Origin of the sequence: Streptomyces sp. NPDC094147 (assembly GCF_044764265.1) — a bacterium.
In the GTDB taxonomy this organism is placed as follows: domain Bacteria; phylum Actinomycetota; class Actinomycetes; order Streptomycetales; family Streptomycetaceae; genus Streptomyces.
The window spans coordinates 1-24,411 of record NZ_JBIWHT010000030.1 but is presented as its reverse complement, the minus strand read 5'-3'; the positions used below and the strand labels follow the sequence as shown (position 1 = coordinate 24,411).

Annotated in this window: 25 protein-coding genes and 1 pseudogene; 13 read left to right on the top strand and 13 right to left on the bottom strand. The window is 71.8% G+C overall.

From position 1 onward, the window contains the following. Window positions 1–32 precede the first annotated feature (32 nt). Together ACIQ8J_RS30005 and ACIQ8J_RS30000 are read left to right on the top strand one after the other, a co-directional pair. Window positions 33–686: a sensor histidine kinase gene (locus tag ACIQ8J_RS30005; protein WP_403272788.1), complete on the top strand. Its 654-nt coding sequence runs from the start codon at window positions 33–35 to the stop codon at window positions 684–686. Further along, window positions 683–1,336: a response regulator gene (locus ACIQ8J_RS30000; RefSeq protein ID WP_403272790.1), complete on the top strand. Its 654-nt coding sequence runs from the start codon at window positions 683–685 to the stop codon at window positions 1,334–1,336. Before ACIQ8J_RS30005 ends, ACIQ8J_RS30000 begins: the two co-directional genes overlap by 4 nt. A gap of 34 nt (window positions 1,337–1,370) precedes the next feature. On the opposite strand, the gene ACIQ8J_RS29995 is transcribed toward ACIQ8J_RS30000, so the two are convergent. From ACIQ8J_RS29995 to ACIQ8J_RS29960, 8 genes are all read right to left on the bottom strand, one after another. Beyond that, the gene (locus tag ACIQ8J_RS29995; RefSeq protein ID WP_403272791.1) at window positions 1,371–1,784 is read right to left on the bottom strand and encodes a nuclear transport factor 2 family protein; all 414 of its coding nucleotides are present in this window, start codon (window positions 1,782–1,784) and stop codon (window positions 1,371–1,373) included. Window positions 1,785–1,857: 73 nt separating this feature from the next. Next, on the bottom strand, window positions 1,858–3,474 hold the full coding sequence (locus tag ACIQ8J_RS29990; protein WP_403272792.1) for an FAD-dependent monooxygenase: 1,617 nt from the start codon (window positions 3,472–3,474) through the stop codon (window positions 1,858–1,860). Further along, on the bottom strand, window positions 3,474–3,716 hold the full coding sequence (locus tag ACIQ8J_RS29985) for an acyl carrier protein (protein ID WP_365435046.1): 243 nt from the start codon (window positions 3,714–3,716) through the stop codon (window positions 3,474–3,476). The genes ACIQ8J_RS29990 and ACIQ8J_RS29985 overlap by 1 nt, the downstream gene beginning before the upstream one ends. A 47-nt stretch (window positions 3,717–3,763) precedes the next feature. Then, on the bottom strand, window positions 3,764–4,777 hold the full coding sequence (locus ACIQ8J_RS29980) for a beta-ketoacyl-ACP synthase III (protein ID WP_403272794.1): 1,014 nt from the start codon (window positions 4,775–4,777) through the stop codon (window positions 3,764–3,766). A gap of 106 nt (window positions 4,778–4,883) precedes the next feature. Next, the gene (locus ACIQ8J_RS29975; RefSeq protein WP_403272795.1) at window positions 4,884–5,597 is read right to left on the bottom strand and encodes an AAA family ATPase; all 714 of its coding nucleotides are present in this window, start codon (window positions 5,595–5,597) and stop codon (window positions 4,884–4,886) included. Between the two features lie 40 nt (window positions 5,598–5,637). Next, window positions 5,638–6,657 (bottom strand): AvrD family protein, encoded by a 1,020-nt coding sequence (locus tag ACIQ8J_RS29970; RefSeq protein ID WP_403272796.1) that lies wholly within the window; start codon window positions 6,655–6,657, stop codon window positions 5,638–5,640. Window positions 6,658–6,701: 44 nt separating this feature from the next. Continuing rightward, on the bottom strand, window positions 6,702–7,637 hold the full coding sequence (locus ACIQ8J_RS29965; RefSeq protein ID WP_403272798.1) for an SDR family NAD(P)-dependent oxidoreductase: 936 nt from the start codon (window positions 7,635–7,637) through the stop codon (window positions 6,702–6,704). Window positions 7,638–7,674: 37 nt separating this feature from the next. Further along, window positions 7,675–8,067 carry a putative quinol monooxygenase gene (locus ACIQ8J_RS29960; RefSeq protein ID WP_403272800.1) on the bottom strand — a complete coding sequence of 131 codons (393 nt, stop codon included), beginning with the start codon at window positions 8,065–8,067 and terminating at the stop codon, window positions 7,675–7,677. A gap of 221 nt (window positions 8,068–8,288) precedes the next feature. Here ACIQ8J_RS29960 and ACIQ8J_RS29955 point away from each other — a divergent pair, with 221 nt between their 5' ends. Beyond that, window positions 8,289–9,221: an NADP-dependent oxidoreductase gene (locus tag ACIQ8J_RS29955; protein WP_403272801.1), complete on the top strand. Its 933-nt coding sequence runs from the start codon at window positions 8,289–8,291 to the stop codon at window positions 9,219–9,221. An 84-nt stretch (window positions 9,222–9,305) separates the two neighbouring features. On the opposite strand, the gene ACIQ8J_RS29950 is transcribed toward ACIQ8J_RS29955, so the two are convergent. After that, complete coding sequence (locus ACIQ8J_RS29950; RefSeq protein ID WP_403272802.1) at window positions 9,306–10,193, bottom strand: LysR substrate-binding domain-containing protein; 888 nt, start codon at window positions 10,191–10,193, stop codon at window positions 9,306–9,308. 125 nt (window positions 10,194–10,318) lie between these two features. Between ACIQ8J_RS29950 and ACIQ8J_RS29945 the strand changes: the two genes are divergently transcribed. The 8 genes from ACIQ8J_RS29945 to ACIQ8J_RS29910 all read left to right on the top strand — a co-directional run bounded on the left by ACIQ8J_RS29945 (window position 10,319) and on the right by ACIQ8J_RS29910 (window position 18,028). Further along, entirely contained in the window at window positions 10,319–11,035 is a 717-nt protein-coding gene (locus tag ACIQ8J_RS29945; RefSeq protein ID WP_403272803.1) for an SDR family oxidoreductase, read from the top strand. A 77-nt stretch (window positions 11,036–11,112) separates the two neighbouring features. After that, complete coding sequence (locus ACIQ8J_RS29940) at window positions 11,113–11,652, top strand: pyridoxamine 5'-phosphate oxidase family protein (protein WP_403272805.1); 540 nt, start codon at window positions 11,113–11,115, stop codon at window positions 11,650–11,652. 157 nt (window positions 11,653–11,809) lie between these two features. Then, complete coding sequence (locus tag ACIQ8J_RS29935; protein ID WP_403272806.1) at window positions 11,810–12,205, top strand: carboxymuconolactone decarboxylase family protein; 396 nt, start codon at window positions 11,810–11,812, stop codon at window positions 12,203–12,205. A 277-nt stretch (window positions 12,206–12,482) separates the two neighbouring features. After that, complete coding sequence (locus tag ACIQ8J_RS29930; RefSeq protein WP_403272808.1) at window positions 12,483–13,682, top strand: acyltransferase family protein; 1,200 nt, start codon at window positions 12,483–12,485, stop codon at window positions 13,680–13,682. A gap of 46 nt (window positions 13,683–13,728) precedes the next feature. Then, window positions 13,729–15,195, top strand: a complete 1,467-nt coding sequence (locus ACIQ8J_RS29925) for an MFS transporter (protein WP_403272809.1) — start codon at window positions 13,729–13,731, stop codon at window positions 15,193–15,195. Window positions 15,196–15,313: 118 nt separating this feature from the next. Next, window positions 15,314–16,240 (top strand): NADP-dependent oxidoreductase, encoded by a 927-nt coding sequence (locus tag ACIQ8J_RS29920; protein ID WP_403272810.1) that lies wholly within the window; start codon window positions 15,314–15,316, stop codon window positions 16,238–16,240. A 115-nt stretch (window positions 16,241–16,355) separates the two neighbouring features. Next, complete coding sequence (locus ACIQ8J_RS29915; RefSeq protein ID WP_403272812.1) at window positions 16,356–17,123, top strand: thioesterase II family protein; 768 nt, start codon at window positions 16,356–16,358, stop codon at window positions 17,121–17,123. A 236-nt stretch (window positions 17,124–17,359) separates the two neighbouring features. Beyond that, window positions 17,360–18,028, top strand: coding sequence for an HAD family hydrolase (locus tag ACIQ8J_RS29910; RefSeq protein ID WP_403272813.1), 669 nt, complete (start codon window positions 17,360–17,362; stop codon window positions 18,026–18,028). A gap of 33 nt (window positions 18,029–18,061) precedes the next feature. On the opposite strand, the gene ACIQ8J_RS29905 is transcribed toward ACIQ8J_RS29910, so the two are convergent. Next, window positions 18,062–18,658: a TetR family transcriptional regulator gene (locus tag ACIQ8J_RS29905; RefSeq protein ID WP_403272814.1), complete on the bottom strand. Its 597-nt coding sequence runs from the start codon at window positions 18,656–18,658 to the stop codon at window positions 18,062–18,064. 166 nt (window positions 18,659–18,824) lie between these two features. Continuing rightward, entirely contained in the window at window positions 18,825–19,448 is a 624-nt protein-coding gene (locus ACIQ8J_RS29900) for a ScbR family autoregulator-binding transcription factor (protein WP_403272815.1), read from the bottom strand. Between the two features lie 155 nt (window positions 19,449–19,603). Between ACIQ8J_RS29900 and ACIQ8J_RS29895 the strand changes: the two genes are divergently transcribed. Together ACIQ8J_RS29895 and ACIQ8J_RS29890 are read left to right on the top strand one after the other, a co-directional pair. After that, window positions 19,604–20,671, top strand: a complete 1,068-nt coding sequence (locus ACIQ8J_RS29895) for a ScbA/BarX family gamma-butyrolactone biosynthesis protein (protein WP_403608004.1) — start codon at window positions 19,604–19,606, stop codon at window positions 20,669–20,671. Further along, a complete protein-coding gene (locus ACIQ8J_RS29890; protein WP_403608002.1) occupies window positions 20,668–21,798 on the top strand; it encodes an acyl-CoA dehydrogenase family protein in 1,131 nt (376 codons plus the stop codon). Before ACIQ8J_RS29895 ends, ACIQ8J_RS29890 begins: the two co-directional genes overlap by 4 nt. 75 nt (window positions 21,799–21,873) lie before the next feature. Here ACIQ8J_RS29890 and ACIQ8J_RS29885 read toward each other — a convergent pair whose 3' ends face one another. Both ACIQ8J_RS29885 and ACIQ8J_RS29880 read right to left on the bottom strand, forming a co-directional pair. Beyond that, window positions 21,874–22,734: an immunity 49 family protein gene (locus tag ACIQ8J_RS29885; RefSeq protein ID WP_403272818.1), complete on the bottom strand. Its 861-nt coding sequence runs from the start codon at window positions 22,732–22,734 to the stop codon at window positions 21,874–21,876. A 12-nt stretch (window positions 22,735–22,746) separates the two neighbouring features. Further along, window positions 22,747–24,411: pseudogene (locus ACIQ8J_RS29880) on the bottom strand (hypothetical protein); the annotation flags it as partial.

Sequence of the window (24,411 nt, the reverse complement as noted above, 5' to 3'; positions counted from 1 at the left end):
CCGTCACGCACCCAGCGAGGAAGGAACGACCGATGCAGCAGCAGGAGACCGGCCGGCGCCGGCACCAGTGGGTGGCACGCGAGCTGCACGACCGGGTGGGGAACGAACTCGCCGTCGCGCACCGCCAGTTGGAGCTCGTGGAGCTGCATCTGACCCGGGATCCCGCGCTGGCCGCGGAGCGGATCTCCGGCGGTCTGCGGGCGCTGGCCGAGGCGATGCGCGTCACCCGCGAGCTGGCCGGTGAGCTGTCCGCGGGCCGCGCCCCGCGCCCCGCCCGCGGCGATCTGGCCGACGACCTCCGCTCCTTCGCCGAGGCCCTCCTGCCGGCCGGGACGCGGGTGGCCGTCCACCTGACCGGGCACCAGTCCCAGCTTCCCGACCGGCACCGCGGCCAGCTGTTCCTGATCCTGTGCGAAGCGCTGCGCAACGCGTCCACGCACGCGGCGGCGGAACACGTCGTCGTCCACGCGGACATCACCGCGAGGGCCGTATCCGCGGTCGTCGAGGACAACGGAAAGGGATTCGACATGATCGGCGACCCACCGGCCGGCCACGGGATCGGCCTGGCCTCCATGCGCGAGCGCGCCCGCGCCCTGGGCGGCACGGTCACCGTCGTCTCCGCGCCGGGCCGGGGCACCCGGGTCACCGCGTGCCTGCCGCTGCCGGCCGGCGGGCGGCGGTCATGACCGGGACCCCGGTACGCATCCTGCTCGCCGACGACCACGCCATCCTGCGGGAGACCCTGCGCGAATGCCTGGAGGCGGAGGCGGACTTCGAGGTGGTGGCCGACGGGGCGGACGGCGCTCAGGCGGCCGCGTTCTCGGCCCGGCTGCGGCCCGATGTGCTGCTGCTCGACGTGGAGATGCCGGGCGCCCCGGTGGGCGTCACCGTCCAGCGGGTCCTCGAAGTGTCCCCGCGCACCCGGATCATCATCCTCAGCATGCACGAAAGCCCGGACCTGGTCCGGGAGTTGCTGGCGCTCGGCATCCGCGGCTATCTCAACAAGCGGGTGAGCAGGCACCATCTGGCGTCGGTGATCCGCGGTGTGATGCGCGAGGGCGACGAGGTCCAGATCTCGGTGTCGCAGTTCGCGGCGCTGGCGCCGGGCGCGCAGGACAACCGGATCTCGCCCCGGGAGCGGGAACTGCTCACCCTGGTCGCCCAGGCGCTGAGCAACCGTCAGATCGCGGCCCGGCTGAACATCACCGAGGGCACGGTCAAGCGCCATCTGCGCAATATCTTCGGGAAGTTGGGCGCGGTCTCCCGGATCGACGCCGTCAACAAGGCGGTCGCCGCCTCGCTGATCGCGCCGCAGCCCGCGGGGCGGGAGAGGTGAGCCCCCTCCCGCCCCGCGCCGGGCACCCCGGCGGTCAGGCGGCGAACGCCTCGGCGGCCGCGTGGCCGTCCTCGAACATGTGGTAGAGCCGGATCCGGCCGTCGGCGACCGCGATGTGCAGCGCGAACTCCGAGCTGAACTTCTTGCCGGTACGGCGGATCACGTGGATGAAGCGCCCGAGCGCGATCCCGGTGTCGCCGTCGGCGACGATGCGGTCCACCTCGAACCGCTCGGTGGCCTCGACCTCTTCGCCCGCGCTCTTGAAGAACGCCGCCAGCTCGTCCTTGGTCGAGCGGCGCCCGGTCCACGGCACGGTGGCCGAGCCGGGGACGTTCCAGTCGACCTCGTCGGCGAACAGGTCGAGCAGCGCGGTCAGATCGCCCGCGCCGAAGCGGGTGAAGAACTCCTGGATCGTCTCGGTGGCGTTGGCGACGGTCTGGACGGACATGGTTCTCTCCTGGTGACTGGTGTGCTGGACAAGGGAGTTCGGCAGGTGCAGCTGCCGGATGCCGGACGGTTCCTCAGGTGAGGACCGGGACCGGGACCTCGGTGGGGGCGGCCTTGCGCAGGAAGGCCTGCGCCTGTTCGGGCGCGGTGACCGGCGCGAGGTGGGCCAGGTGGCCGTCGGGGCGTACGGTCGCGATGACCGGGCGCCTGCCGAAGGCCCGGCGCAGCGGCTTCGCGGCCGACGGGTCCACCGCGCCCAGGTCGAGCACGGCCACCTGGTCGGTGAAGCGGCGCCGCAGCCCGGCGGCCGTGGCCGCCCAGCCCTGCGGGGTCCGGCCGCCCGGCCAGAGCACCACGGTGTACTTGTACGGGTCGAGCGCCGGCACCCCGTTGTCCTGGACCGGCGGCGCGAACAGCGGCACCCGCTGGCCGACGCGGGCCGGGTGCGGGATCCGGCGGAACAGCGGATCCGAGACGGACTCGGAGTAGTCGACGTCCGCCTGGGCGAGCAGCGGCACCAGGATCTTCTGGATCAGACCGGTCCACCTCGCCGTCACGAAGACGGCGTCGCGCACCGCGATGCGCAGGGTGGAGCGCTGCATGGCGAACCTGGCCTGCGCGGCGGACGTCTTGGACATCCGTACGGCGCCGACACTGCGCTCGGGGTGGTACGTCTCCAGGATCGCCTCGTCGAGCCGGCCCTGGATCACCCCGCCGAGCTTCCAGCCCAGGTTGGCGGCGTCCTGGAAGCCGATGTTCATGCCCTGGCCGCCGGCCGGGCTGATGACGTGCGCGGAGTCGCCGACCAGGAAGCAGTGCCCCTGGCTGAAGCGCTCGGCGAGCCCGAGCCGGGGCCGGAACGAGCGCGTCCACACCGGCTCGCCGACCTTGAAGGCGGTGTGCGCGCGGCGGTTGATGACCTCTTCGATCAGCTCCCGCGACGGGTTGCCCTCGTCCGCGCCCCGATGCGGGATGTTGGCCGCGATCCGGTAGTGCCCGCCGGCCAGCGGCACCAGCGCCACCACGCCGTCCCGCGAGTAGTAGTACTGCGCGTCGGCGGGCACCCCGCCGGTGATGGGCGCGTCCCCGATGGCGTACGTGACGTCGATGGGCTCGCCGTCGAAGCGGATGCCGAGCATCTCGCGGGTGGCGCTGCCGGGGCCGTCGGCGCCCACCAGATACAGCGGGAGCACGGTCTCGGCGGAGCCGTCGGCGTGGCTGAGCACGGCCCGCGGCAGGGTCTGCGAGGTGGTGTCCAGCTCCTCCAGGGTGACGCCGAACTCAATGGTCCCGCCGAGCTCGGCGAGCCGGTCCCGCAGCACCCGCTCGGTCTCCCGCTGGGGCAGCGTGAGGACGAACGGGTACGGCGAGTCGGGCAGCCTGTGCAGGTGCGCGGTGCCGCGCAGCCGGCCCTCGGAGTAGTAGCCGACTCCCTTGCTGCGGTGGCCCGTTGCGGCCAGGCGCTCGCTGACGCCGATCCGGCGCAGCACCTCCAGGCTGCGCGGCCACACCAGGATGCCCTTGGAGTGCGGGTCGGACTCGTCGATGCGTGCCCGGCGGTCGATCAGACGGATGCGTACGCCCTGCTGGAGCAGCTCGCAGGCGAGCGTGATGCCCACCGGGCCCGCGCCCACGATCAGCACCTCCGGCGAGTCGCCGGCCAGCGGCGCGCGCGTGGTGTCCCACTCCATCAGACCGTCACACCCTTGGTGCTGAGCAGCTCGGCGGCCTCGCCGATGGACTCCACGGACAGCAGCTCGTCGTCGGTGACGGGGATGCCGAGCCGGCGCTCCAGGATCACCGCGAGCTCCACCATGACGAGCGAGTCGAACTCAAGCGCGTCGAAGCGCGTCTCGGGCGAGAGGTCCTCGCCGGGCAGGCCGTACTTGTCGGTCAGGATCTGTATGAGGTCGTCGGCCAGCAGCTGTGACATCGACTTTCTCCTTCTTCCGGGTCAAGTGGTGGGAGATGCGGGGCAGTTCACACGGGGACGAGCTCGGGCCACACCAGGGCCGCCGAGCCCCAGGTGACACCGCCGCCGAAGGCGCTCATCAGGACCCGGTCGCCGGCGGTGATGTCACCGGCCGCCGCGGCATCGCCGAGCGCGAGGGGGATGGAGGCCGCCGAGGTGTTGCCGACCTTGTCGAGGTTGATCACCGCGCGCTCCACGGGCACCCCGAGCTGCTCCGCGACGGCGTGCAGGATGCGGACGTTGGCCTGGTGGCCGACGAACCGGTCCACCGACTCGACCGGCCAGCCGATCCGTTCGAGCAGCCCGCCGGCCGAACCGGCCATCCGCTTCACGGCGTTGGTGAACACCTGGCGGCCCTGCATCGTGAACCAGGAGTCCGCCGGGTCGGGTGCCTGGCCGCCGGCCCGCTGCCGCGAACCGCCGCCGGGGATCTTGATGAGGTCGGCGAGCGCACCGTCGCTGCCGAGGTCGAAGCCGAGCAGCGCGCCCGGCTCGTCGGCCCGGCCGGCCCGCAGCACCACCGCGCCCGCGCCGTCGCCGAAGATGACCGCGCCGGAGCGGTCCTCGGGGTCGATGATCGAGGTGAAGGTCTCCGCCCCGATCACCAGCACGCGTTCGGCCTGGCCGGAGGCGATCGCCCCGGCCGCGCCCGAGAGCGCGTACACGAATCCGGAGCAGACCGCGGCCATGTCGTACGCCGGTATCGGGCCGAGGCCGAGCCGGGAGGCCACGTCGGGTGCGGTGGCCGGGCACGGGTGGTCGGGGGTGGTGGTGGCCACGACGACCAGGTCGACCTCGCTGACCCCGGCGGACTTCAGGGCCCGCTCGCCCGCCTCGACCGCGAGGTCGCTGGTGGCGACTCCCGGTCCCGCCATGCGCCGTTCGGTGATTCCGGTGCGGCTGCGGATCCACTCGTCCGAGGTGTCGAGCCGCTCGGCCAGCTCCGCGTTGGTGACGACACGGGGCGGGAGCGCGGTCCCCAGCCCCTCCAGGACAGCCGTCAGTCGGGTAGTACTATCCATGCTGGACCCTCGATGGTCTGAGCGAGACCATTCGGCGACTGACCGGCTCACGGCGTCAACTGTCTGCCGGTTGGTCGTCGGATGGCTCGTGTGGACGGTTGGGTGGTCAGCCGGCGAGCGCCGGCTCGCGCTGCGTCTCGATCGTGGTGTCGATCCGCCCGTACGCCTCCCGTGCCTTGGCTATCGCCTCGTCCTCGGTCATGACCGGGGTCAGACCCGTGATGGCGACGATGGTCCGCAGCCGCTCCGGCAGCGGGCCGCCGACCACGTGGACGGGGATCTCCAGCTCGGCGAGGACTTCGAGCAGCCGCTCGTCCGCCATGGTGCGGAACCGGTTGTTGACCGGCCGGTGGCCGTCGGCCGACAGCGGGAGCTCGTTGCGCAGGTGGATGAAGGCGTCGAAGCTCCGCTTGACGTGCTGCTTGAACGAGACGCCCAGCTGCCGCATCACCTGGTCGAAGAAGGCGATCTCCGCGGTGCGTTCGACGTCCTCGCCCTCGGCGAGGTTCACCGAGTCGTTCGGGTTGATGCCGACCCGCACCCGCAGGGCGCCGTAGATCCACTCCTGGAGCGAGGAGCCGTCGGAGACGAAGCCGTCGGCGAGCTGGTACTCGTACTTCACCCGCTCGGTGTGCCGCACGACGATCATCTGGAGCAGTTCGGCGGCGGTGCACTCCTCCAGGGTCTTGCCGGGCGCCGCCTCCGGGAGGATCTCCCGCATGGTCTTCGCCATGGTGCGCGGGAGCCCGGTGTAGTGCGCGAGGGCGAGCGCGGTCAGTGTCTTCCCGGACGAGTAGGTGCCGGAAATGCCAAGCCTCATGTGCGTACTGCCTTTTCAGCTAGGGGAGTTGGGCCGATGCTCAGCCGGCGGCGGTGGCGGCGAGCCGGGGGATCTCATGGGTCACGGAGCACATGACGCGGACGCCCGCGCAGTTGCTGGTGATGTCGGCGGTGCGCCACAGGGCGCCGCGCACCTCCAGGAGGGTGCTGTCGGTGAGCTCGGTGGTCACCTCGAACGGGTCCGCCGCGGGGCGGTCGGGGCTCTCGCTCTCCAGGACGGTGCGGCGCATCCACAGCGTGTTGCTGCGGGCGCGCTCCACCTCGTCCAGGCCGTACAGGAGCGCCTGGCCCATCTGGAGGGCGACGACGAAGGCGTCCACGAAGGAGACGGACGGCTGGTGCGCGCCCTCCATGCCGACCGCGCTGCGGTGGGCGCCGGGCACGGGCACCACGCTGACGGTGGCGTCCGCGCGCTGCCGGGCGAGGTCGACGGTGACCCCGGTGATCGGCTGGCGGCGGTGCTTGAAGCCCTCGCCGTACACGCCCGCGGGCAGGTCCACGAGGTCCGTGTCGTAGGAGGCGGTGCCGGCCTCGGCGAGGCGGCCCGCGGGGTGGACGATGTCGCACCGGATCCGCATCCCGCCGACCGTGCAGTCGAGGACCGACAGGGCGGCCGACGGGTCGGCGTCGTGCTCGCGGGTGGTGCGCAGCCGCGCCTCGGCGCTCAGCGCTTCGAGGTGCTCCTCGTCCGGCGCGTTACCGGCGCGGATCTCGACGCGGCGCACCCACATCGCGGCCCGCTCGCGCTCGCTCAGGCCGTGCCGGCGGGTCAGGAACATCTCGCCGAGCCGGCCGCCGATGATCAGGGCGTCGATGGTGCTCAGGTGCGGACGCTGGTCGGTGTCGCCCTTCTTGGACCAGTCGGGCGGGCAGATCACCGAGGCGGTCGCGGTGATGGTGCCGCTGCCCGGCGGGCCCGGGGCGACGACCACGTCGCCGAACCGGTAGTCGACCCTCCGGTGTCCGTCACCGAAGAACCGCCGGCCCACCGGGCCCAGACTGTCGTCGATGGACGCCCACGAAGCCATCGCGGAAGTCATGACACTCCTTTCCTGTCGCTGGTCGTGCGGTGCAGGGGGTGCGCTCAGCCCCGGACAGTGGCGCGCAGCAGGGTCGGGGCGCCGGACATCCGGAAGCTCACCGGGCCCAACGCGCCGCCGACGGCGGGGAGTTGGCCCTCGTACGTGTAAGGGCAGACCCCGGCGGGCACCTCCACCCGGCCGAGCAGCTGGTCGGTGACCTTGCGCAGCTTCCCGAGGAACTGGCGGTCGTACGCCTGGGACAGGGCCCGGCCCGGGAAGAAGCCGTCGAAGTACTCGCCCGTGACGTGCGCGACGGACGGGTCGGTGATCAGGCGCAGGGTGGGCGCGGCGCCCTGCTCGACGGTGGCCAGCGGCTGGATGTGGCTCTCGCGCACCATGCCGGTGTCCATGAAGCCCGCCGGATGCAGGCAGTTGACGGTGACCCCGGTGCCGCGCAGTTCCTCGGCGAGGTCGAAGGTGAAGGCCACCAGGGCCAGCTTGGCGCGCCGATAGGCCACCACACCGCGGTAGTTGTCGTAGAAGGTGGCCTCGGCCGGGTCGAAGGGCGCCTGGCCCACCGAGCCGATGTTGACCACGCGGGCCGGGGCCGTGCGGGTCAGCAGCGGCAGCAGCGAGCGGGTGAGCGCCACCGGGGCGAGGTAGTTCACGGCGAAGCGCAGCTCGTGCCCGTCCCGGCTGGTCTGCCTGGTCTCGCCGGGCGGGCCGAAGCCCACGGCGGCGTTGTTGACCAGGACGTCCAGGCGGGGCGTGACGGCACGGACCTGTTCGGCCAGATACTCCACCTCGGCGAGCGAGGACAGATCGGCCGTGCACGGGATGGCGAGCGTGCCCAGTTCCGCGGCGAGTTGGCGGACCCGCTCCGGATCCCGCCCGTGCACCAGCACGCGCCGGCCGCCGGCCACCAGCTCCCGGGCCAGGTGGCGGCCGAGACCGGCGGTGGCTCCGGTGATCAGAACGGTGGGCGTGTTGTCGGTCATGTCCTGCTCCATCGAAGGGGGGCGGGGGCCGGTTGCCTCAGATGCCGCGCGGCGGGTGGTTGACGTTGGGGACGGAGAAGTTGTTGACGTAGATGTTCGGCCCGTCGATCTTGTTGCGGGCCACCATCTCCAGGAATTCCTGGGCCGGCGCGTTGTTGCGGTGCTGCTCGTACGAGGCCTCGTCGGTGAACGTCGCCTGGAACACCACCCGCGTCGGGTCGTCCTGGTCGGGAACGATGTGGTAGCTGATCGTCCCCTCCTCGTCCCGCAGCGAGAGGAATGCCTCGCGCTGGGCCGACTCCAGGAATTCGTCGCGGTGCTCGGCGGCGATGTTCTCGAAACTGGCGACGACGGTCAGGATGATTCCGTCGTCGCCTTCCGAGCCGAGCGTGGCGGGTGCGGAAATGGCGACATCCTGCTGAATGGTCACGGGTTTTCTCCCTGAAATCCGGTGTGGCCTTGAGTTGTTGCGGCCTGACGTGATCCGACATTAGTGAGCGGTCGGCCGGAATTGAATTCCCCCATGGGTCCCCGGCCGGGTTTCAAAAGTGGTATCCGGCTACCCCGTCGGAACAGTTCGGGCTTCCCCCGTGGTGGGGAGCGGGAAGGATGGAAGGCGTACCGACTCCCGGACACGACAGGAGAATTCGTATGCGAGCCATCGTCCAGCAGGCCTTCGGCGGCCCGGAGGTACTGAAGGTGGGGGAGGCCGAGCGGCCCCGGCCCCTGCCGACCGAGATCCTGGTGCGGGTCAAGGCGATCGGGGTCAACCCGGTCGAGGCGATCATCCGCAGCGGCGCCTTCCCGCTGCACGGGCAGCCGCCCTTCGTCCTGGGCTGGGACGTCTCGGGCGTGGTCGAGCACGTGGTGCCGGGCACCTCCCGCTTCCAGGAGGGCGACGAGGTCTTCGGCATGCCGCTGTTCCCGCGCGCGGCCGGCGCCTACGCCGAGTTCGTCGCGGCCCCCTCGCGGCACTTCGCCCGCAAGCCCGCCGCGCTGACCCACCCGCAGGCCGCGGCAATCCCGCTGGCCGGGCTCACGGCCTGGCAGAGCCTGGTCGAGGTGGGCCAAGTCGGGCCGGGGCAGCGGGTGTTGATCCATGCGGGCGGCGGAGGAGTGGGGCATCTGGCCGTGCAGATCGCCAAGGCGCACGGCGCGTACGTCATCGCCACCGCGAGCGCGGCCAAGCACGCGTTCGTGCGGGGGCTCGGCGCCGACGAGGTGATCGACTACCGGGCGGTCGACTTCGCCGACGCGGTCTCGGACGTCGACACGGTCCTGGAGCTGATCGGCGGCGACTACGCGGACCGCTCGCTGCGCACCCTGCGCCCCGGGGGCCTCCTGGTCACCGCGATCGCCCGCTCGGACACCGCACTCGCCGCGCGCACCCGCGAGGCGGGCTTCCGGTTCGCCGGGGTGTCGGTGGAGCCCGACTACGTGGGCCTGGAGGCGATGGCCGCCCTCGCGGACAAGGGCCTGCTGCGCCCGCACGTGGACCGCGCACTCCCCCTCGAAGAGGCCGCGGCCGCCCACGAGTTGATCGAGTCGGGCCATGTGACGGGGAAGGTGGTGCTGGAGCCGTAAGGGACCGGCGGGGGGCTCAAGGGGCGCGGGGAACTGCGCGCCCAGCCACGCACGGCCCGCGGCTGTCCGACGACACTCGGAGGTCTAGGCCGGGGCGAGGGGGCGGGCCCCGGCCCACCCCACCCCCTCCGCCACGCGAACAAACGCCGCGGTCAGCTCCGAGCGATCCGTGGCCGCGCGGGCCAGGCAGATCTCCTGCGGGGGCAGGCCGAGGACGGGTACGTAGCGCACGTCCGGGCGGGTGTAGAAGGCGGCCGCGGACTGCGGAAGCAGGGTCAGTCCGCAGCCGCGGGCCACCAGCTCCAGCTCCTCCTCCACCGGGCCCGCCCCCCACGCGGCCCGCACCAGCGAGGCCGCGCCGCGCACCACGGCCGGCGCGCTCCCGGCCCGGCGCAGCAGCGGCTCGCCGTCCAGGTCCGCGCCGGTCAGCGCCGCGGCCGGGGCGAGCCGGTGGCCGGCCGGAAGCGCGGCCACCAGCTCCTCGCTGCCCAGCGGCGTGAGCTCGATCCCGTCCTGCGGCACCGGCGTCCGTACGAACGCGACGTCCACCGCTCCCCGCAGCACGGCCGCCGCCTCGGTGCGGGCGGCCAGCTGGCGCACGTCCACGGCCACCTCGGGGCGGCGCGCGGCGAATTCGGCGGTGATCGCGGCCACCGTCATCCCCCAGCCGAAGCCGACGGTGAGATGGGATTCCCCGCCCGCCGCCCGGTACATCCGGTGCCGGGCCGCCTGCGCGGTCGCCAGCAGGCCGCGGGCGTCGTCGAGAAACTGCCGCCCGGCCGCCGTGAGGGCCACCGAACGCCGGTTCCTGGCGAGCAGTTCGAGCCCGATGTCCTGTTCCAGCGAGCGAATCTGCCGACTCAGTACGGGCTGTGCGATATGCAGCACCTCGGCCGCCCTGCCGAAATGCAGCAGATCGGCCACGGCCACGAAGTAGCGCACTTTGCGGAGATCGAGGTCCACTGTATTCACCGGCCTTCTCTTGCGGTTTGGGTATCACAGGAATCAATTTAGGTATTGGACGGCCGAGTTGATTTCCGGGCACTGTTGGCACAGCAGAAATTCGACTCGCCGAAAACAATCGGGAAGGTACGGAAATGAGCCTTGCAGGAAAGCGTGTGGTGCTCCTCGGCGGCAGCTCGGGAATCGGTTTCTCGGTCGCCGAACTGGCCGCCGCGGAAGGCGCCCGGGTGGTCATCGCTTCCAGCAGCCAGGACAAGGTGGACCGGGCCCTCAAGCGCCTGCCGGACGACGCCCAGGGCTTCCGCCTGAACGTCACGGACGAGGACGAGGTACGCCAGTTCTTCGCGGAGCTCGGCGAGTTCGACCACCTCGTCTACACCGCGGGCGACCCGCTCCAGATCAAGTCCTTCGACGAGACGGACGTGGCGCAGGCGCAGGAGTTCTTCAAGGTCCGCTACTGGGGCGCGTTCACCGCGGCCCGGCACGGCGCCGCCCACATCCGCAAGGGCGGTTCCATCGTGCTGAGTTCGGGCAGCGCCGGCGCCCGCCCGGCCAAGGGCTGGATGGTCGCCGCCTCCATCACCAGCGCCTCCGAGGCGCTCGGCCGCGCGCTCGCGGTGGAGCTCGGCCCGATCCGGGTGAACGTGGTCCGCCCCGGGCCGACCCGCACCGAGCTGTGGGACGGCAGCGTCGCGGAGCCGGAGGAGCTGTACCAGGCGCTCGGCGACAAGCTGCTCGTCGGCCGGGTCGGCCAGGTCTCCGAGGTCGCGCAGACCTACGTGTACCTGATGAACAACGGCTTCAGCACGGGCTCCGTCGTCACGGTCGACGGCGGGCACTTCCTGTCCTGAGCCCCGGCCCCCCAGATTCCGGCGGCGGCCAATCCCCCGGGCCGCCGCCGGCCCCCGTAGAGGAGACGCATTCCCCGATGCGCATCGAACTGGACCACGGCCCGGACGGCGAACCCGGCTTCCTGGCGGTGACGGAGTCCATCGAGTGCCTGCTGGCCGGCACCAGACTGCTGTCCATGGCGACCGTCGGCGACGACGGAGCGCCCTGGTCGCACAACGCCTACTTCGCATACGACTCGGACCTCCATCTGTACTGCCTCACACGGCCCGCGTCGGGGCACGTCAGGAACCTGGTGAACAGTGCGGGCCGGGTGTCGGTGACCGTCGCCGACACCGGCCAGCCGGGCACCCCCGGCACCCGGCAGGGCCTCCAGCTGCAAGGCCGCTGCGAGGCGGCGAAGGGCGCCCAACTGGCGCGCGGCATCGAAGAGTTCGGCGCCCGCTTCCCGGTGTTCGCCGAAGCCGCGCGCACCACCGTGCGGCCCGATCCCTCCGGAGCGGCCCCGCGGCTCTTCGCGTTCACCGCCGAGGAGTTCAAGGTCTTCGACGAGCGCGCCTTCGGCCCGGACACCTGGCTGAGCGGACGCATTCGCCGCGCTTCCCCGGCCGTCGTATGACGCCCGTTCCGCCCTGACGCCCTTTCGCCCCGCACCTGTTCCGCCAGCCAACGCTATGCACTCAGCGGCCCGCCGGGTATTCCGATTGCGTGACACCGGAATGCCTCCGGCGGCATGCCCAAGTGCGTCCTAAGAGGTATTTCCCAGGAGGCTCACCATGTCCGTCGACGTCAGTCCCGCCCTCGCCCCGCGCACCGGGGAGGAGGTGTTCCGCGCGTTGGCCGCCCCGGGCGACAGCACGCCGTGGGAGTCCATCGGCGACCTCGCGCCGGGCCTCGGCGCGCACATCCAGCACGGCCTCGGCGCCCTGATCGGCGACGCGGGCCTCGACCTGCGCACCCGCGAACTCGCCACCGTGTGCATGCTCGCGGCGCTCGGCGACAGCGCCCCCCAGCTGGCCTTCCACACCGCGGGCGCGCTGCGGGCCGGCGCCACGAAGGGCGAGGTGGTCCAGGCGGTCGCGCAGGTCGCGCTGTACGCGGGCATCCCGCGCACCCTGAACGCGCTGGCCACCGTCCGCCCGGTCCTCGCCGCCCACCCCGACGCCGCTTAAGCGCTCCGCGGGAAGTGGCGTTCGTCGGCTGCGGACCGGCCGTGGCTGGTCGCGCAGTTCCCCGCGCCCCTTCAGGGCGCGGTGCCGCGGACTCCCACATGACCGCTCAGCCGCCCCAACACCCCTGGCCCGTACCACTTTTGACACAGCCGGACGCACCCAAAGCGGAATTCCCGGAGCGTGGTGGCGCCACTAGCGTCAAAAGGGCGCCGGGACATGCAACTGCACTTACGTAAGGCAATGCGCCTGGAGAAAAAGAAAGCAGGAATTGATCGCCGTGACCACGTCCGTCGCGCCACCCAGCAGAGACAGACTTCCCTCGCTCACCGGCCTGCGCACCGTCGCAGCGCTGATGGTCTTCTCGTTCCATATCTACGCCGTGGCCATCTTCGCCTCGCCCGCCGTCAACAAGTGGATGTCGCACTCGGCGAGCCAGGGCGGCGTCGGGGTGACCTTCTTCTTCATCCTCAGCGGCTTCCTGCTCACCTGGACCGCCCGGAAGTACGACCCGGCCCGGAAGTTCTGGCGCCGCCGTGCTGTGAAGATCATCCCGAACCACCTGGTGACGTGGGCCCTCGCGTTCGTCTTCCTGTCGCTGAGCGGCCTGACGCTCACCGGCTCGTTCGGCGGCATCGGGCTGGACTCGCTGCCCAACCTGTTCATGATCCAGGACTGGTTCCCGCGCGCCGGAGTGTTCTTCAGCATGAACATCCCCAGCTGGTCGCTGGGTTGTGAGGCGTTCTTCTACCTCCTGTTCCCGGCGACCCTGTGGGCCGTACGCCGCATCCGTCCCCAACTCCTCTGGCCGACCGCCGTGTTGCTGGTCGGGCTCGTCTGGCTGATGCCGGTGCTCGCCAACACCTTCTTCCACGGCGGACCCCTGGTGCCGGGCCTCCCGGTGTCCGAGGACCGCATGTGGTTCGTCTACACCCTGCCGCCGGTGCGGATGCTGGAGTTCGTGCTCGGCATCGTCCTCGCGCTCATCGTCGAGTCCGGCCGCTGGCCGCGCATCGGCCTGTGGCCCGCGACCGCCCTCGCGCTGGCCGGCTACATCGGCTCCTCGTACCTGCCCTACCTGTTCGGTCTGGTCGCCGGTGCCGTCATCCCGCTCGCCCTGCTGATCCCCACGGTCGCCGTGGCCGACCTCCAGGGCAAGTCCTCGCCGTGGCGCGGCCGGACCATGGTGTGGCTGGGCAATGTGTCCTTCGCCTTCTACATGGTCCACCAGCTGGTGATCCGCTGGGTGCACTACGCACTGGGCGCCACCCGCTCCTGGGACACCCCCCAGGCGATCGGCGTCACCGCGCTGATCCTCGCCATCTCGCTGCTCGCCGCGACGGTTCTGTACTACGCCGTCGAGATGCCGCTGGTCCGGCTGCTCAGCCGGTCCCGCCGCCCGGCCCCCGCCGCGGCGCCCGTCCCTGCCCCCGTGGACGAGGCGGAGGTGGCAAGCCGCTCGCTCACCCTCCAGCGATGAATCCCCCCACTGCCGTCACCGCATCCCCTCCCGGGTAGGAGTTCCCATGTCCGCAACCGTCAGTGAAACGCCGACCATCGCCTCGGTCGCCGATCCGCCGCAGCCGCGCATGACGTCCCGTCAGCGCCTCATCCTGGTCCTGCTCCTCGGCTCGCAGTTCATGCTGGCCGCCGACTTCTCGATCCTGAACGTGGCGCTGCCGGACATCGGCACCGGGCTCGGCTTCTCGATCGGCTCGCTCCAGTGGGTGACCACCGCGTTCGCGCTGGCCGCCGCCGGATTCACGCTGCTCTTCGGGCGGGTCGCCGACCTGTTCGGCCGCCGCAGGCTGTTCCTGACCGGCATGGGCATGCTGACCCTCGCCTCGCTGGTCGGCGGTCTCGCCACCTCGCCCGAGATGCTGCTCGTCGGCCGCGTCGCGCAGGGCCTGGCCACCGCCATCGTCACCCCCGCCGCACTCTCGCTGCTCACCACGACGTTCTCCGAAGGCCCGCTGCGCGCCAAGGCCCTCGGCCTCAACGGCGCGATGCTGTCGGCCGGCTTCATCACCGGCGCGGTGCTCGGCGGCGTCCTGACCGACCTGCTGAGCTGGCGCGCGACCTTCTTCATCAACGTGCCGGTCGGCGCCGCCGTGTTCTTCATCGGCCTGTCCGTCATCCAGGAGAGCCGCGCCGAACGTACCGCCAAGCTCGACGTCCCCGGCGCCATCACGGTCTCCGGCGGTCTGCTCGCCCTGGTGTACGGCATCAGCACCGCCCAGGAGAAGGGCTGGACCAGCGCCGCGACGCTCATCCCGCTCATCGCCGGCATCGCCCTGCTCGCGCTGTTCTGGGCCATCGAGCTGCGCACCGCCGAACCCCTGGTCTCGGTCCGGGTGGTCAAGCGCCGCACGGTCCGCTGGGGCAACCTCGGCGGCTTCATCAGCTTCACCATGGCGAGCAGCCTGACCTTCCTGATGACGCTCTACCTCCAGCGCGTCCTCGGCTACTCCCCGCTGGTCACCGGCCTGACCTTCGGTCTGCTCGGCGCCGCGGCCTTCGTCGGCGGCACCGTCGCCCCGCGCCTCATCGGCAAGGTGGGCGGCCCCGGCGGCCTGGTCGTCGGCCTGGCCGTCCAGGCCTCGGCGAGCTTCCTGCTGTTCTTCGTCGGCGACACCAAGAGCTGGATCACCCTGGTCCTGGTCGGCACCGCGGTCTCCGGCTACGGCCACATCACCGCGGTCGTCTCCTACATGGTGACGGCGACCTCCGGCCTGCCGGACGCCGAGCAGGGCCTGGCGACCGGTCTCACCACCCTGACCCAGCAGGTCGGCCTGACCCTGGGCGTCCCGGTCCTGAGCACCATCGCCACCGCCCAGGCCAGTCAGGCGCACCCCGGCCGCAGCGACGCCCAGGCGGTCCTCGACGGCGTACGCACCGCGACGCTCGTCAACGGCGGCGTGCTGCTGGCCGGCATGGTCCTGCTGGCGGTGTTCTTCGTGCCCAAGTCCCGCCGTGCAGAGGCCAGTTCGTAATTGTCTCGCGGTTCGTAGCTCTTCTACGGTTCGCGGTTCTTCCACGGTGCCGGGCCGCCCCCAGCGCGGCGGCCCGGCACCTCGCTTCCCAACCATCCCCCTGTGAAAGGTTCCTTCCATGCGCGCGATCGTCGTCAAGGCCTTCGGAGACCCGGACGTCCTGGAAGTCGCCGAGGTGCCGCTTCCCGAGCCCGCCGCCGGCCAGGTCCGCATCAAGGTCCAGGCCGCCACGGTCAACCCGGTGGACGTGGCCACCCGGGCCGGGGGACTCGCCCCCTTCCTGCCGGAGCTCGACCAGTACCCGCTCGGCTGGGACGTCGCCGGTACCGTCGACGCGCTCGGCGAGGGCGTGGACGACTTCAAGACCGGCGAGGCCGTGGTCGGCCTGTCCGACTGGTTCGGCACGCTGGCCGGCGCCCAGGCCGAGTACATCGTCCTGAACGCCTCAGCTGTCGCCATCGCCCCCACCGGCGCCTCGGCCGCCGAGTCGGCCACCCTGCCGCTCAACGGGCTCACCGCCCTCCAGGCCCTGGACCTGCTGGGCCTGTCCGAGGGGCAGAGCCTGGTGGTCACCGGCGCGGCCGGCGCGGTCGGCGGCTACGCCCTCCAGCTCGCCGCCCGCCGCGGCCTCAAGGTCTACGGTGTCGCGGGCCCCGAGGACCGCGACTTCGTCACCGGTACGGGTGCCACGTTCATCGCCCGCACCGACGCCCTCACCGAGGCGGTCCGCGCGGCCCTGCCCGAGGGCGCGGACGGCGTCCTGGACACCGCGGTGCTCGGCGCCCCCGCACTGGCCGCGGTCCGTGACGGCGGCGCGTACACCGGAGTGTTCGGCCCGGCCGCGCCGCAGTCCGAGCGCGGCATCCGCGTCGACGCGGTCTCGGTGCAGAGCAACGCCGACCAGCTCGCCGAGCTGGTGTTCCTGGTCGAGTCCGGTGCGCTGACGCTGCGCCTGGCCCGCACCTTCGGCTTCGACGAGGCCGCCGAGGCGCACGCCCGGTTCGCCAAGGGCGGCACCCGCGGCCGCCTGGTCCTGGTGCCCTGAGGCACTCGCGCGCGGGGCGGGGGGGGGGGGGGGGGGTGCCCCCCCCCCCCCCGCCTCGTCCTCTTGATCGCAACGGCAGTCGGAGGTGGCAGCAGTGATCGCGGAGGTGGCAGAAGTGAATGACCCGTACGCCCTGTCCGTCGTCAGACCGCGACCGGTCGCCGATCCCTCGGTGCGGATCTTCCTGTTCCACCACGCGGCGGGATCGCACCGGGTGTTCGCCGACTGGGTGCCGCACTTCCCCGCCGACTGGGAGGCGTGCCTGCTTGAGGCGCCGGGCCGCCGCCGGCTGAGCCGGCTGCCCGCCCTGCGGGACGCCGGAGCGCTCGCCGCGTACTTCATCGACGCCATCCGGCCCCGCCTCGACCGCCCCTTCGCCCTCTTCGGGCACAGCATGGGGGCGGCCGTCGCCTATGAACTGACCGCCCGGCTCGCCGAGTTGGGGGCGCGGATGCCGCGCTGGCTCGGGGTGTCCGCCTGCCGGGCCCCGCGGCTGGCCGCCGAGACCCTGCGGAGCAGCCCCGTGCACACCCTGCCCGACCGGGAACTGCGTACGGTCCTCGCCGAGATGGGCGGGATGCCGGCCAGGGCGCTGGACGACGAGGACGTCTGGCGGCGGATCGCCCCCCGGATCCGGGACGACTTCCGGCTCGCCGAGGGCTGGCGGCCGCGCGCGGCGGGCGTCCGGATGCCGGTCGCGCTCTCGCTGTTCGGCGGCGCCGACGACCCGGTGGTCTCCCCGCGCCAGCTCGTGGCCTGGGTGGACGCCACCGACCGCCCGGCCGGACAGCACCTCTACCGCGGCGGCCACTTCTACTTCCAGGACCGGACCGCGGCCGTCGTCAGCAGGATCGTGACGGAGGTCCAGCGGGTAGGCGACTAGCCGAAACTGGCCCGAACACGACTTGTTTTACCTCGGGTTGGCGGAGGGTTGAGCTCCGCCACGCACCCGGTACCAGCCACTGGAACCGGGGTTTTCAGGGCGATCCGCACAGTCGATGATCTCGGGCGTGATGGCTGTGGCGGCCCTCGGGCCCCGTTTCCTGTCGGCCACCCCCACATTTTCGGCCGCGCCCGCGTCCGCTGACGCGCGCACGCCCTCCTCAAGGAGAGATCCTCATGACCCCGCCCCGCCGTGCGGCCTTTTTCGACGTGGACGAGACGCTGGTGACCCAGAAGACCCTGTTCGGCTTCCTCCGCTTCCACTTCGCGGCCGAGGACCGTCCGGCGAGCGCGTACGAGGACGCCCGCGCGGGCATCCTGGGGCTCCGGGACCGGGGCGTCTCGCGGGAGGTGGCGAACCGCGCGTACTACGCGCTGTACGCGGGCGCGTCGCAGGACGCTCTCGCCGAGCAGGGCAACGCCTGGTTCCAGGAGCAGATGAGAGCGGGCGGCTTCTTCCATCCGCCCGGCCTCGACGCGCTGCGCCGGCACCGGGCGGCCGGTGACGCCGCGGTCCTGGTGTCCGGGTCGTTCTTCGCCTGCCTGGACCCGATCGCCGAACACCTCGGCGCGGACGACGTGTTCGGCACCGCCCCGGTGGTCATGGACGGCCGGCTCACCGGTGAGGTGGTGCGGCCGATGATCGGCGCCGCGAAGGCGTCCGTCGCCGTCGCCTGGGCGGCCGGTCACGGGGTGGATCCCGCGGACTGCTTCGCGTACGGCGACCACGCCTCGGACCTGCAACTGCTGCGCGCCGTGGGCCATCCGGTCGCCGTGGGCGACGACCCGGCGCTGTGCGCCCACGTCACCGAGGCGGGCGGCCGCATCCTGCCGGGCGTGAACTAGGGGGTGTCCGGTGGGTCATGGCCGGGCATCGGCTCAACCGCGGGCGCGGGTTCCGCTGATCATCGCGAGGACCAGCTCCCACACCCGCTCCAGCCACGGTTCGAAGGAGTCCTCGCGGGTCAGGGCGGCCGCCGACTGCGCGCCGAGGATCACCGAGAGCAGGAGTTGGGCGATGGTCTCGGCGCGGTAGCCCGACGTCACCGCGCCCGCGGCCTGGCCCCGCCGCACCACGGACACGACGGCCTGGCGCACATCGCCGAGCAGGCCGCCACCGCCGCCCCCGGCGAGCAGTTCGTCGTTCTCCAGCCGGACCGCGGCCCGCAGCCTGGCGTCCTCGCGCAGCGCGTGCGCGAGACCCACGGTGATCGCCCGCAGCGCGGCGAGCGGGGCGGTGCCCGGCTCCTGGGACTCCTGGAGCAGCCGGGCCCAGCTCTGGGCGCCGACGGCCACGAGCGCGTCGGCCAGCCTCTCCTTCGACGGGAAGTGGCCGTAGAGCGCGCCCTTGGTCATCCCGGTGCGCGCGGCGACGGACTGCACGGCGGCATCGGCGTATCCGAGGCGGGCGAACTCCTGGGCCGCGGCGTCGAGAACCTGCTCGCGCGTACGCCGGGACCGCTCCTGCTGGTTCATCTGCCACCTCTCCGATGAGCTGGGCTCTTTTGACGAAAGATACCCTCCAGAAGGAATTTTTTTAAGATCGAAAAGATGCCACTTTCGATACGGCATCCGGACGCCGTGGTACGCCATCCGGTCATCGCGCCCCCGGGCCGCGGCCCCAACGGGGCCGCGGACGCCCCTAGTTGCGCGCCGCGCCCGGGAGCACGATGGTGAGGATCTCGCGCACCCGGTCGGCGATGTCCGCCCGGTTGTTCATCACCCAGGACATGTGCTGGGCGCCGAAGAAGGCCGAAACCAGCACCCGGCCGATGGCCTCGGGGTCGCTCCCGGCCGGCAGCGCGCCCTCCGTCTCAGCCGCCCGCAGCAGACCGGTGACGATCTCCGTGTAGCCGAGGAACGGCGTCGGCAGGTCGGCGTCGATGAGGGACTGCTCGATCTGCAGCCTGGCCCCCGCCCGGATGACCTCGTCGTCCCGGAACATCAGGCCGGTACGGGTGAGGAGTTCGGTGACCGCGGCCACCGGCGCCAGCGCCTGGTCCTGCACCTCCTTCGCGGCGGTGCGCAGGCGTACGTAGAACTCCTCGGTCACCGCCACCGCCAGCGCGTTCTTGTTGGCGAAGTGGAAGTAGACGGCGCCCTTGGTGGCGCCCATCAGCTCGGCCACGTCGAGGATGGTGGTGGCGGGGTAGCCCTTGTCCGCGAACGCGCGCGCCGCCGCGTCCAGGATCAGGGCGCGGGTGCGGACGGCGCGCTCCTGCTTGAGGTCGGAGGCGGCGGGTTTCTGGCGGGCCCTTGTGCTCATGCCCAGTCCCTTCTCTTGGCTGTGCGGTGCCTGGCGTTCTGTCTCAGCGCCTGGGAAGGCTTCCCCATTATACCTTCTTGAAGGTATGTTCTTGGAGTGCCGAGCGGCCCTCGCGCCGCGGCACGGCCCGTTCACTCACTTCATTGGGGGATTTTGTGAGGCAGACGTCCATCGCGCCGAGACCCGTTCTCGAACCTTCGGTGCCGGGCACGAGAGCCACGTACGACAGCGCCACGTACGACAGGGACGGCGAGCACGGGCTCTCCTTCCAGCAGCCGGTGCCCCGGCGCCTGGTCCACCGGGCGGCCGTGGCGGAGGTGCTGCTCACCGACAGCGTCCGGCTCGGCGAGCGGCGCTTCCTGGTCGCCGCCCAGTGGCCCCGCGACCACGCACTGCACAACCCCGACGCGGCGGGCCGCACCGATCCGCTGCTCTTCGCGGAAACGATCCGGCAGATGTTCGTCTACCTGCCGCACACCTACTTCGGGGTGCCGCTGACGCACCGCTTCATCGGTGACCGGCTGAGCTTCGACTTCGAGGACGCCGCGCCGCTCAAGGTCGGTGCCGCGCCGCTCGACGTGGTCCTCGAAGCCGAGTGGACGTGGGAGGGAAACCGGCCGCCGAACCGGTTCGGCATGCGCCTCGACGTGGTGCTGACCATCGACGGCCAGGTGTACGGCCGCGGCCGGATCAGCGGCATCGCCGTCGACGACCGCCGCTACTCGCTGCTGCGCCGACGCGACGCCGGTACCCGCCGGACCGAGGGCGACCCGATGGAGCGGACCCCGGTCGCTCCGGCCGCGGTCGGCCGGCTCCGCGGCAAGGACTGCGTACTGGAGCGCGGCGTGCGCGACGGCTCGTGGTGGCTCCGGGTCGACACCGACCACGCGATCTTCTTCGACCACCCCAGCGACCACGTGCCGCTGATGGTGGCGATGGAGGGCGCCCGCCAGCTCGGCCATCTGCTGGTCCGCGAAGGCGACGCGGGCGCCCCGCTGTCCCTGGTCTCCGCGCAGGTCGAGTGCCTGGCCTTCGGCGAACTGGACGAGCCCACCCGGCTGGTGGTCGAGGAGGCGGACGAGCCGACGGGCGACCCGTCGCTGCGCCGGCTGCGCATCGGCGCCTACCAGAACGGCCACTCCTTCGTCACCATCACCACCCTGTGGTCCCGCCCCGCGGCACCCCGGCTCGCCTACATCCCCGCACAGGGGGCACGGGCATGACGCTGCGCACGCTGGAAGCCGAACTGACCGCCCCACACGAGCTGTTGGTGGGCCAATCCATCACCATGGCCGCGCGCGGCGCCGAATTAGCGGACCAGGAAAGGCAGTTGGCCGCCGACACGGTGACGGCCCTCACCCGCGCCGGGTTCCCCGCCTACTTCGTACCCCGCCAATGGGGCGGCCGCGAGGGCGACTTCGCCTCTCTGCTCACGGCCGTGGCCGAGGTGGGCGAGGCGTGCGCGTCGGCCGCCTGGTGCGCCGGACTGTGGGCCGCGCACAGCAGGTTCGGGGCGTTCCTGCCGGAGCGGGGCCGGCGCGACCTGTGGGGGGCGTCGCCCGACGTCCGGATCGCCGCGGGACTCGCGCCCCACGCGGCCCGCGCGGTGCGCACCCCGCGCGGCGACTGGACGCTGAGCGGCGAGTGGGAGTGCGTCAGCGGCATCGACAGCGCCCACTGGGTGCTGCTCGCGGCCACCCTCCCCGAGGAGCCGGGCGCGGTACGCGTCTTCGCCGTACCGTACGCCGATGTCGAGGTGGTCGACTCCTGGCACAGCACCGGACTGCGCGGCACGGGCAGCAACACCGTGGTCCTCGCGCCGACTTCGGTGCCCGGCCACCGCTCCTTCGCGCTCGCCGACCTCATGGCCGGGCGCACGGACGGCGACGGCCCCCGCTGCCACAGCGTCCCCGCCCACCTGGTCGGCGGCCTGATCTTCTGCGCCCCCGCCCTCGGCGCGGCCCGCGCCGCCCTGCACGCGTGGTCGACGTGGGCGGCCCCGAAGGTCGCGGCGGGGGCCGCTGCGGGCGGCGAACTGCACCGGACGCTCGCCCGCTCGTCGGCGGAGATCGACGCGGCCGCACTCATGCTGGCGGAAGCGGTCCGGCGGGCCGACGAGGATCCGGTGACCCGGCTCGGCGTCGCCCGCAACCAGCGGGACGCCTCGGTCGTGATCGACCTCCTCGTCACCGCCGTGGAGCGCCTCTTCCGCACGGGCGGCCTGCACGCCCGCGACGCGGCGGGCACGGTGCAGCGCTGCTGGCGCGACGTGCACACCGTCTCGGCACACGCGGTGCTCCAGTTCGAGCAGGTGGCCACCCAGTACGCCGAGGCGGCGCTGGCTCCATAGAGCCCGAGGCCCTGAGCAGTGGCCCGCCCCCTCCCACGGGGGACGGGCCGCGCGCTCCTCGGGCCTCGTCCTTACTCAGGTGGGGAATTCGCCGAGCCAGGCGCGGCGCAGGAGTTCTCCCGGCAAGTAGGGCGTCTCGATGTCGATCTCGAAACCGGCGTCGTGGGCGAGGCAGGCGATGGCGAGCGGGCCGAGGGCGAGGTAGCCCTCCACGCTGCCCTCCCGCTTCGCGGTGGCGGTCCAGTACGCCTTGTGGGCCTGGACCGCCTCCAACAGCGCCTGGTTGAAGGCCTCGTGGTCCTTGACGAGGAAGCGGTGGAAGAGATTGATGGGCTGGTAGAGGATGTTCTGCAGCAGATCGCGGGGGGCGATGGTGGCGACGTCGGGATGCGAGGTCTGGATGGCGAGGGTCAACTTCTCGGCCAGGCCCGGACGTTCGAGCCAGTAGGTCTGGAGCGCGTCCACCCAGTGGTGGACGTACTCGTCGCCCTCGGCGCCGGAGGCGCGCAGTACGTCGAGGGGGATCTCGCAGAGCTGGGTCATCCGGGCCTGGTCGCGGCAGACGACCGCGAACCAGAACGCGGTCAGCCAGTTCCCCGCGTTGGCGTAGTACTGCGGCCCGGTCGCGGGGATGGCGTGGAGCTCGTGGTTGATCCGGTACTCGCCGGTGCCCTCCGTGGCGCAGGCCGCGGCGAACGCGGCGGAGTGCACCTGCATGGCCGTGGTCACGGCCTCCCAGGTTTCCAGCTGGGAGCCGTCGGGGTTGACGGCGAGCCAGGCCTGCACGCAGGAGAGCGAATTGTTCAACGCCAGACCGAAGTTGCGCGGCCTGTCATGGAGGCTCGCGATCGTGCGCGCGAGACCTTTCCAGAGCGTCTGCGCGTACGCCTCGTCGTCGGGTCCGGGGCCACCGTGCCGCGTTACGTTCACCGTCATCAGAAACTCCCGTTACCCAAGGTCGAAGCGGCGCATCGAATATCCAGCGTACATTCCTGCCTTGGGGTTCCCCTTCACCAGGATGTAGTCGAGCTTTCCCTGCTCAAGGGCCTCGCTGAGCTCCTGGTGGAGTCTGAGTTCGTTCGGGTTGGCACGCCCCCGCTTCTCCATCTCATTGAGAATGTCCTCGAAGTATTCGCGGGATCCCTGGCGTGCGTTGAATCCGTTCGGCAGCCTGCGCTGGCCGAGTTCGGTCTCGATACTGCTCTTCGCCTCGACCACGACGAAACTGCCGTCGTCACGCTTCCACACCTGGTCGAACTGGTCGTTGCCGTTCTTGGGGCCGTCGAGCGTCTCCCACTTGGCGTCGGGATAGTGCTCCGGGATCACGTGGTGCCTGGCGACGGCCTCACCGAAGGCCTCGGTGTCCTTCGTCATCGCCTCGTGCAGCGGTGCGTGCTCGGCCTTCGCCTCGTTCCAGGCGTCGAGGTTCTCCTGCGTCGGGTGCGCCTCGTAGAGCTTCTTGGCGTCGTTGACCTTCGGGTGGATCGCGTTGTCGGCGGTGACCGAGACATGCCGGTCGTGGGCGGCCTGGTCGAGGATCTTCCGGCCCTCGGGCGTGACCACCGTCGAGGGGCCGCGCTTCACGTCGCCGCCCGCGTGGTACTTCTCCGGGATCGGCGGCGGCTCGTCGCTCTTGGCGATCCACTCGCCCGTGGTCGGGTGCTTGACGAGCTGCGGCGGTACGAGGCCGCTCTCGTCCGGGACGTTGGAGAACTTCCGGTATCCGTTGTCCCGGTAGTACTTCTGGAGGTACCCGTCCTCGTGCCGGGCCCGCTGGACCTGATGGTCCATGATTTCGCGCGCGCTGGCTCCGTTCCACCGGCTGGGACCGTCGTAGCCCGGGTGCGGGCCGCCGCTGCCGCCGTGCCCGCCGCTCGGCGGCTCGCCGTCGTGGCCGCCGGAGCCGGACCCGCCACCGCTGGGCTGGTGCCCGCCGTGGCCAGGGGTGCCGCTGTGGTCAGGAGTGCCGCCGTGACCCGGGGTGCTCCCGTGGTCCGCATCGGCCGAGTGCCCCGCCGTGTCGCCCGTCGAGGGCCCCGAGCCACCGCGGCTTCCGCCCGTCGTGCCCCGGTCGAGGTCGTTGGCCGGACCGCGGCCGAGGTCGTGGGCGGTGCCGCCAGGGGTACGGCCGAGGTCGCCGGACGTACCGCCGGGGGTGCGGCCCAGGTCGTGGGACATGCCGTCGGGCACCCGGCCGCCCGGCGTGGTCGGGGGCTCGCCGACGTGGCCGGCCCGGTCTCCCGCGCCGACCAGCACCGGCTGCTTGGCGCCGACCGGGACCGATTCACCGGCGTGCGGGAGGGACTTCTCCAGCAGCGCGCGGTCGGCGGCCGACAGCTCGCCGCTGGCCGGGGCGTGGGTGCCGTCCGGCTTGATGACGGAACCGTCGTCCAGGTTGAGCCGTGTCCCGTCGTGCCACTCCACGTAGTTGCCCTTGATGACGGGCTCGTCGGTACCGAACTTGACGTTGTCCCCGTGCCCGACGCCGGGCACGCTGTCGCCGAGCTTGATGTTGTCACCGAGCTTGATGTCGTTGAGGTGTCCGAGGCCGGGGAGGGCGTCTTTGTAGGTGCCGGTGTAGATGTTTTTGAGTCCGCTGAGGAGGTCGCCGAC

Bases quoted from the DNA above. Each gene is read 5' to 3' on its own strand.
- ACIQ8J_RS30005 (WP_403272788.1), top strand. From the start codon at position 33: ATGCAGCAGCAGGAGACCGGCCGGCGCCGGCACCAGTGGGTGGCACGC.
- ACIQ8J_RS30000 (WP_403272790.1), top strand. From the start codon at position 683: ATGACCGGGACCCCGGTACGCATCCTGCTCGCCGACGACCACGCCATC.
- ACIQ8J_RS29995 (WP_403272791.1), bottom strand. From the start codon at position 1,784: ATGTCCGTCCAGACCGTCGCCAACGCCACCGAGACGATCCAGGAGTTC.
- ACIQ8J_RS29990 (WP_403272792.1), bottom strand. From the start codon at position 3,474: ATGGAGTGGGACACCACGCGCGCGCCGCTGGCCGGCGACTCGCCGGAG.
- ACIQ8J_RS29985 (WP_365435046.1), bottom strand. From the start codon at position 3,716: ATGTCACAGCTGCTGGCCGACGACCTCATACAGATCCTGACCGACAAG.
- ACIQ8J_RS29980 (WP_403272794.1), bottom strand. From the start codon at position 4,777: ATGGATAGTACTACCCGACTGACGGCTGTCCTGGAGGGGCTGGGGACC.
- ACIQ8J_RS29975 (WP_403272795.1), bottom strand. From the start codon at position 5,597: ATGAGGCTTGGCATTTCCGGCACCTACTCGTCCGGGAAGACACTGACC.
- ACIQ8J_RS29970 (WP_403272796.1), bottom strand. From the start codon at position 6,657: ATGACTTCCGCGATGGCTTCGTGGGCGTCCATCGACGACAGTCTGGGC.
- ACIQ8J_RS29965 (WP_403272798.1), bottom strand. From the start codon at position 7,637: ATGACCGACAACACGCCCACCGTTCTGATCACCGGAGCCACCGCCGGT.
- ACIQ8J_RS29955 (WP_403272801.1), top strand. From the start codon at position 8,289: ATGCGAGCCATCGTCCAGCAGGCCTTCGGCGGCCCGGAGGTACTGAAG.
- ACIQ8J_RS29945 (WP_403272803.1), top strand. From the start codon at position 10,319: ATGAGCCTTGCAGGAAAGCGTGTGGTGCTCCTCGGCGGCAGCTCGGGA.
- ACIQ8J_RS29940 (WP_403272805.1), top strand. From the start codon at position 11,113: ATGCGCATCGAACTGGACCACGGCCCGGACGGCGAACCCGGCTTCCTG.
- ACIQ8J_RS29935 (WP_403272806.1), top strand. From the start codon at position 11,810: ATGTCCGTCGACGTCAGTCCCGCCCTCGCCCCGCGCACCGGGGAGGAG.
- ACIQ8J_RS29925 (WP_403272809.1), top strand. From the start codon at position 13,729: ATGTCCGCAACCGTCAGTGAAACGCCGACCATCGCCTCGGTCGCCGAT.
- ACIQ8J_RS29920 (WP_403272810.1), top strand. From the start codon at position 15,314: ATGCGCGCGATCGTCGTCAAGGCCTTCGGAGACCCGGACGTCCTGGAA.
- ACIQ8J_RS29910 (WP_403272813.1), top strand. From the start codon at position 17,360: ATGACCCCGCCCCGCCGTGCGGCCTTTTTCGACGTGGACGAGACGCTG.
- ACIQ8J_RS29905 (WP_403272814.1), bottom strand. From the start codon at position 18,658: ATGAACCAGCAGGAGCGGTCCCGGCGTACGCGCGAGCAGGTTCTCGAC.
- ACIQ8J_RS29900 (WP_403272815.1), bottom strand. From the start codon at position 19,448: ATGAGCACAAGGGCCCGCCAGAAACCCGCCGCCTCCGACCTCAAGCAG.
- ACIQ8J_RS29890 (WP_403608002.1), top strand. From the start codon at position 20,668: ATGACGCTGCGCACGCTGGAAGCCGAACTGACCGCCCCACACGAGCTG.
- ACIQ8J_RS29885 (WP_403272818.1), bottom strand. From the start codon at position 22,734: ATGACGGTGAACGTAACGCGGCACGGTGGCCCCGGACCCGACGACGAG.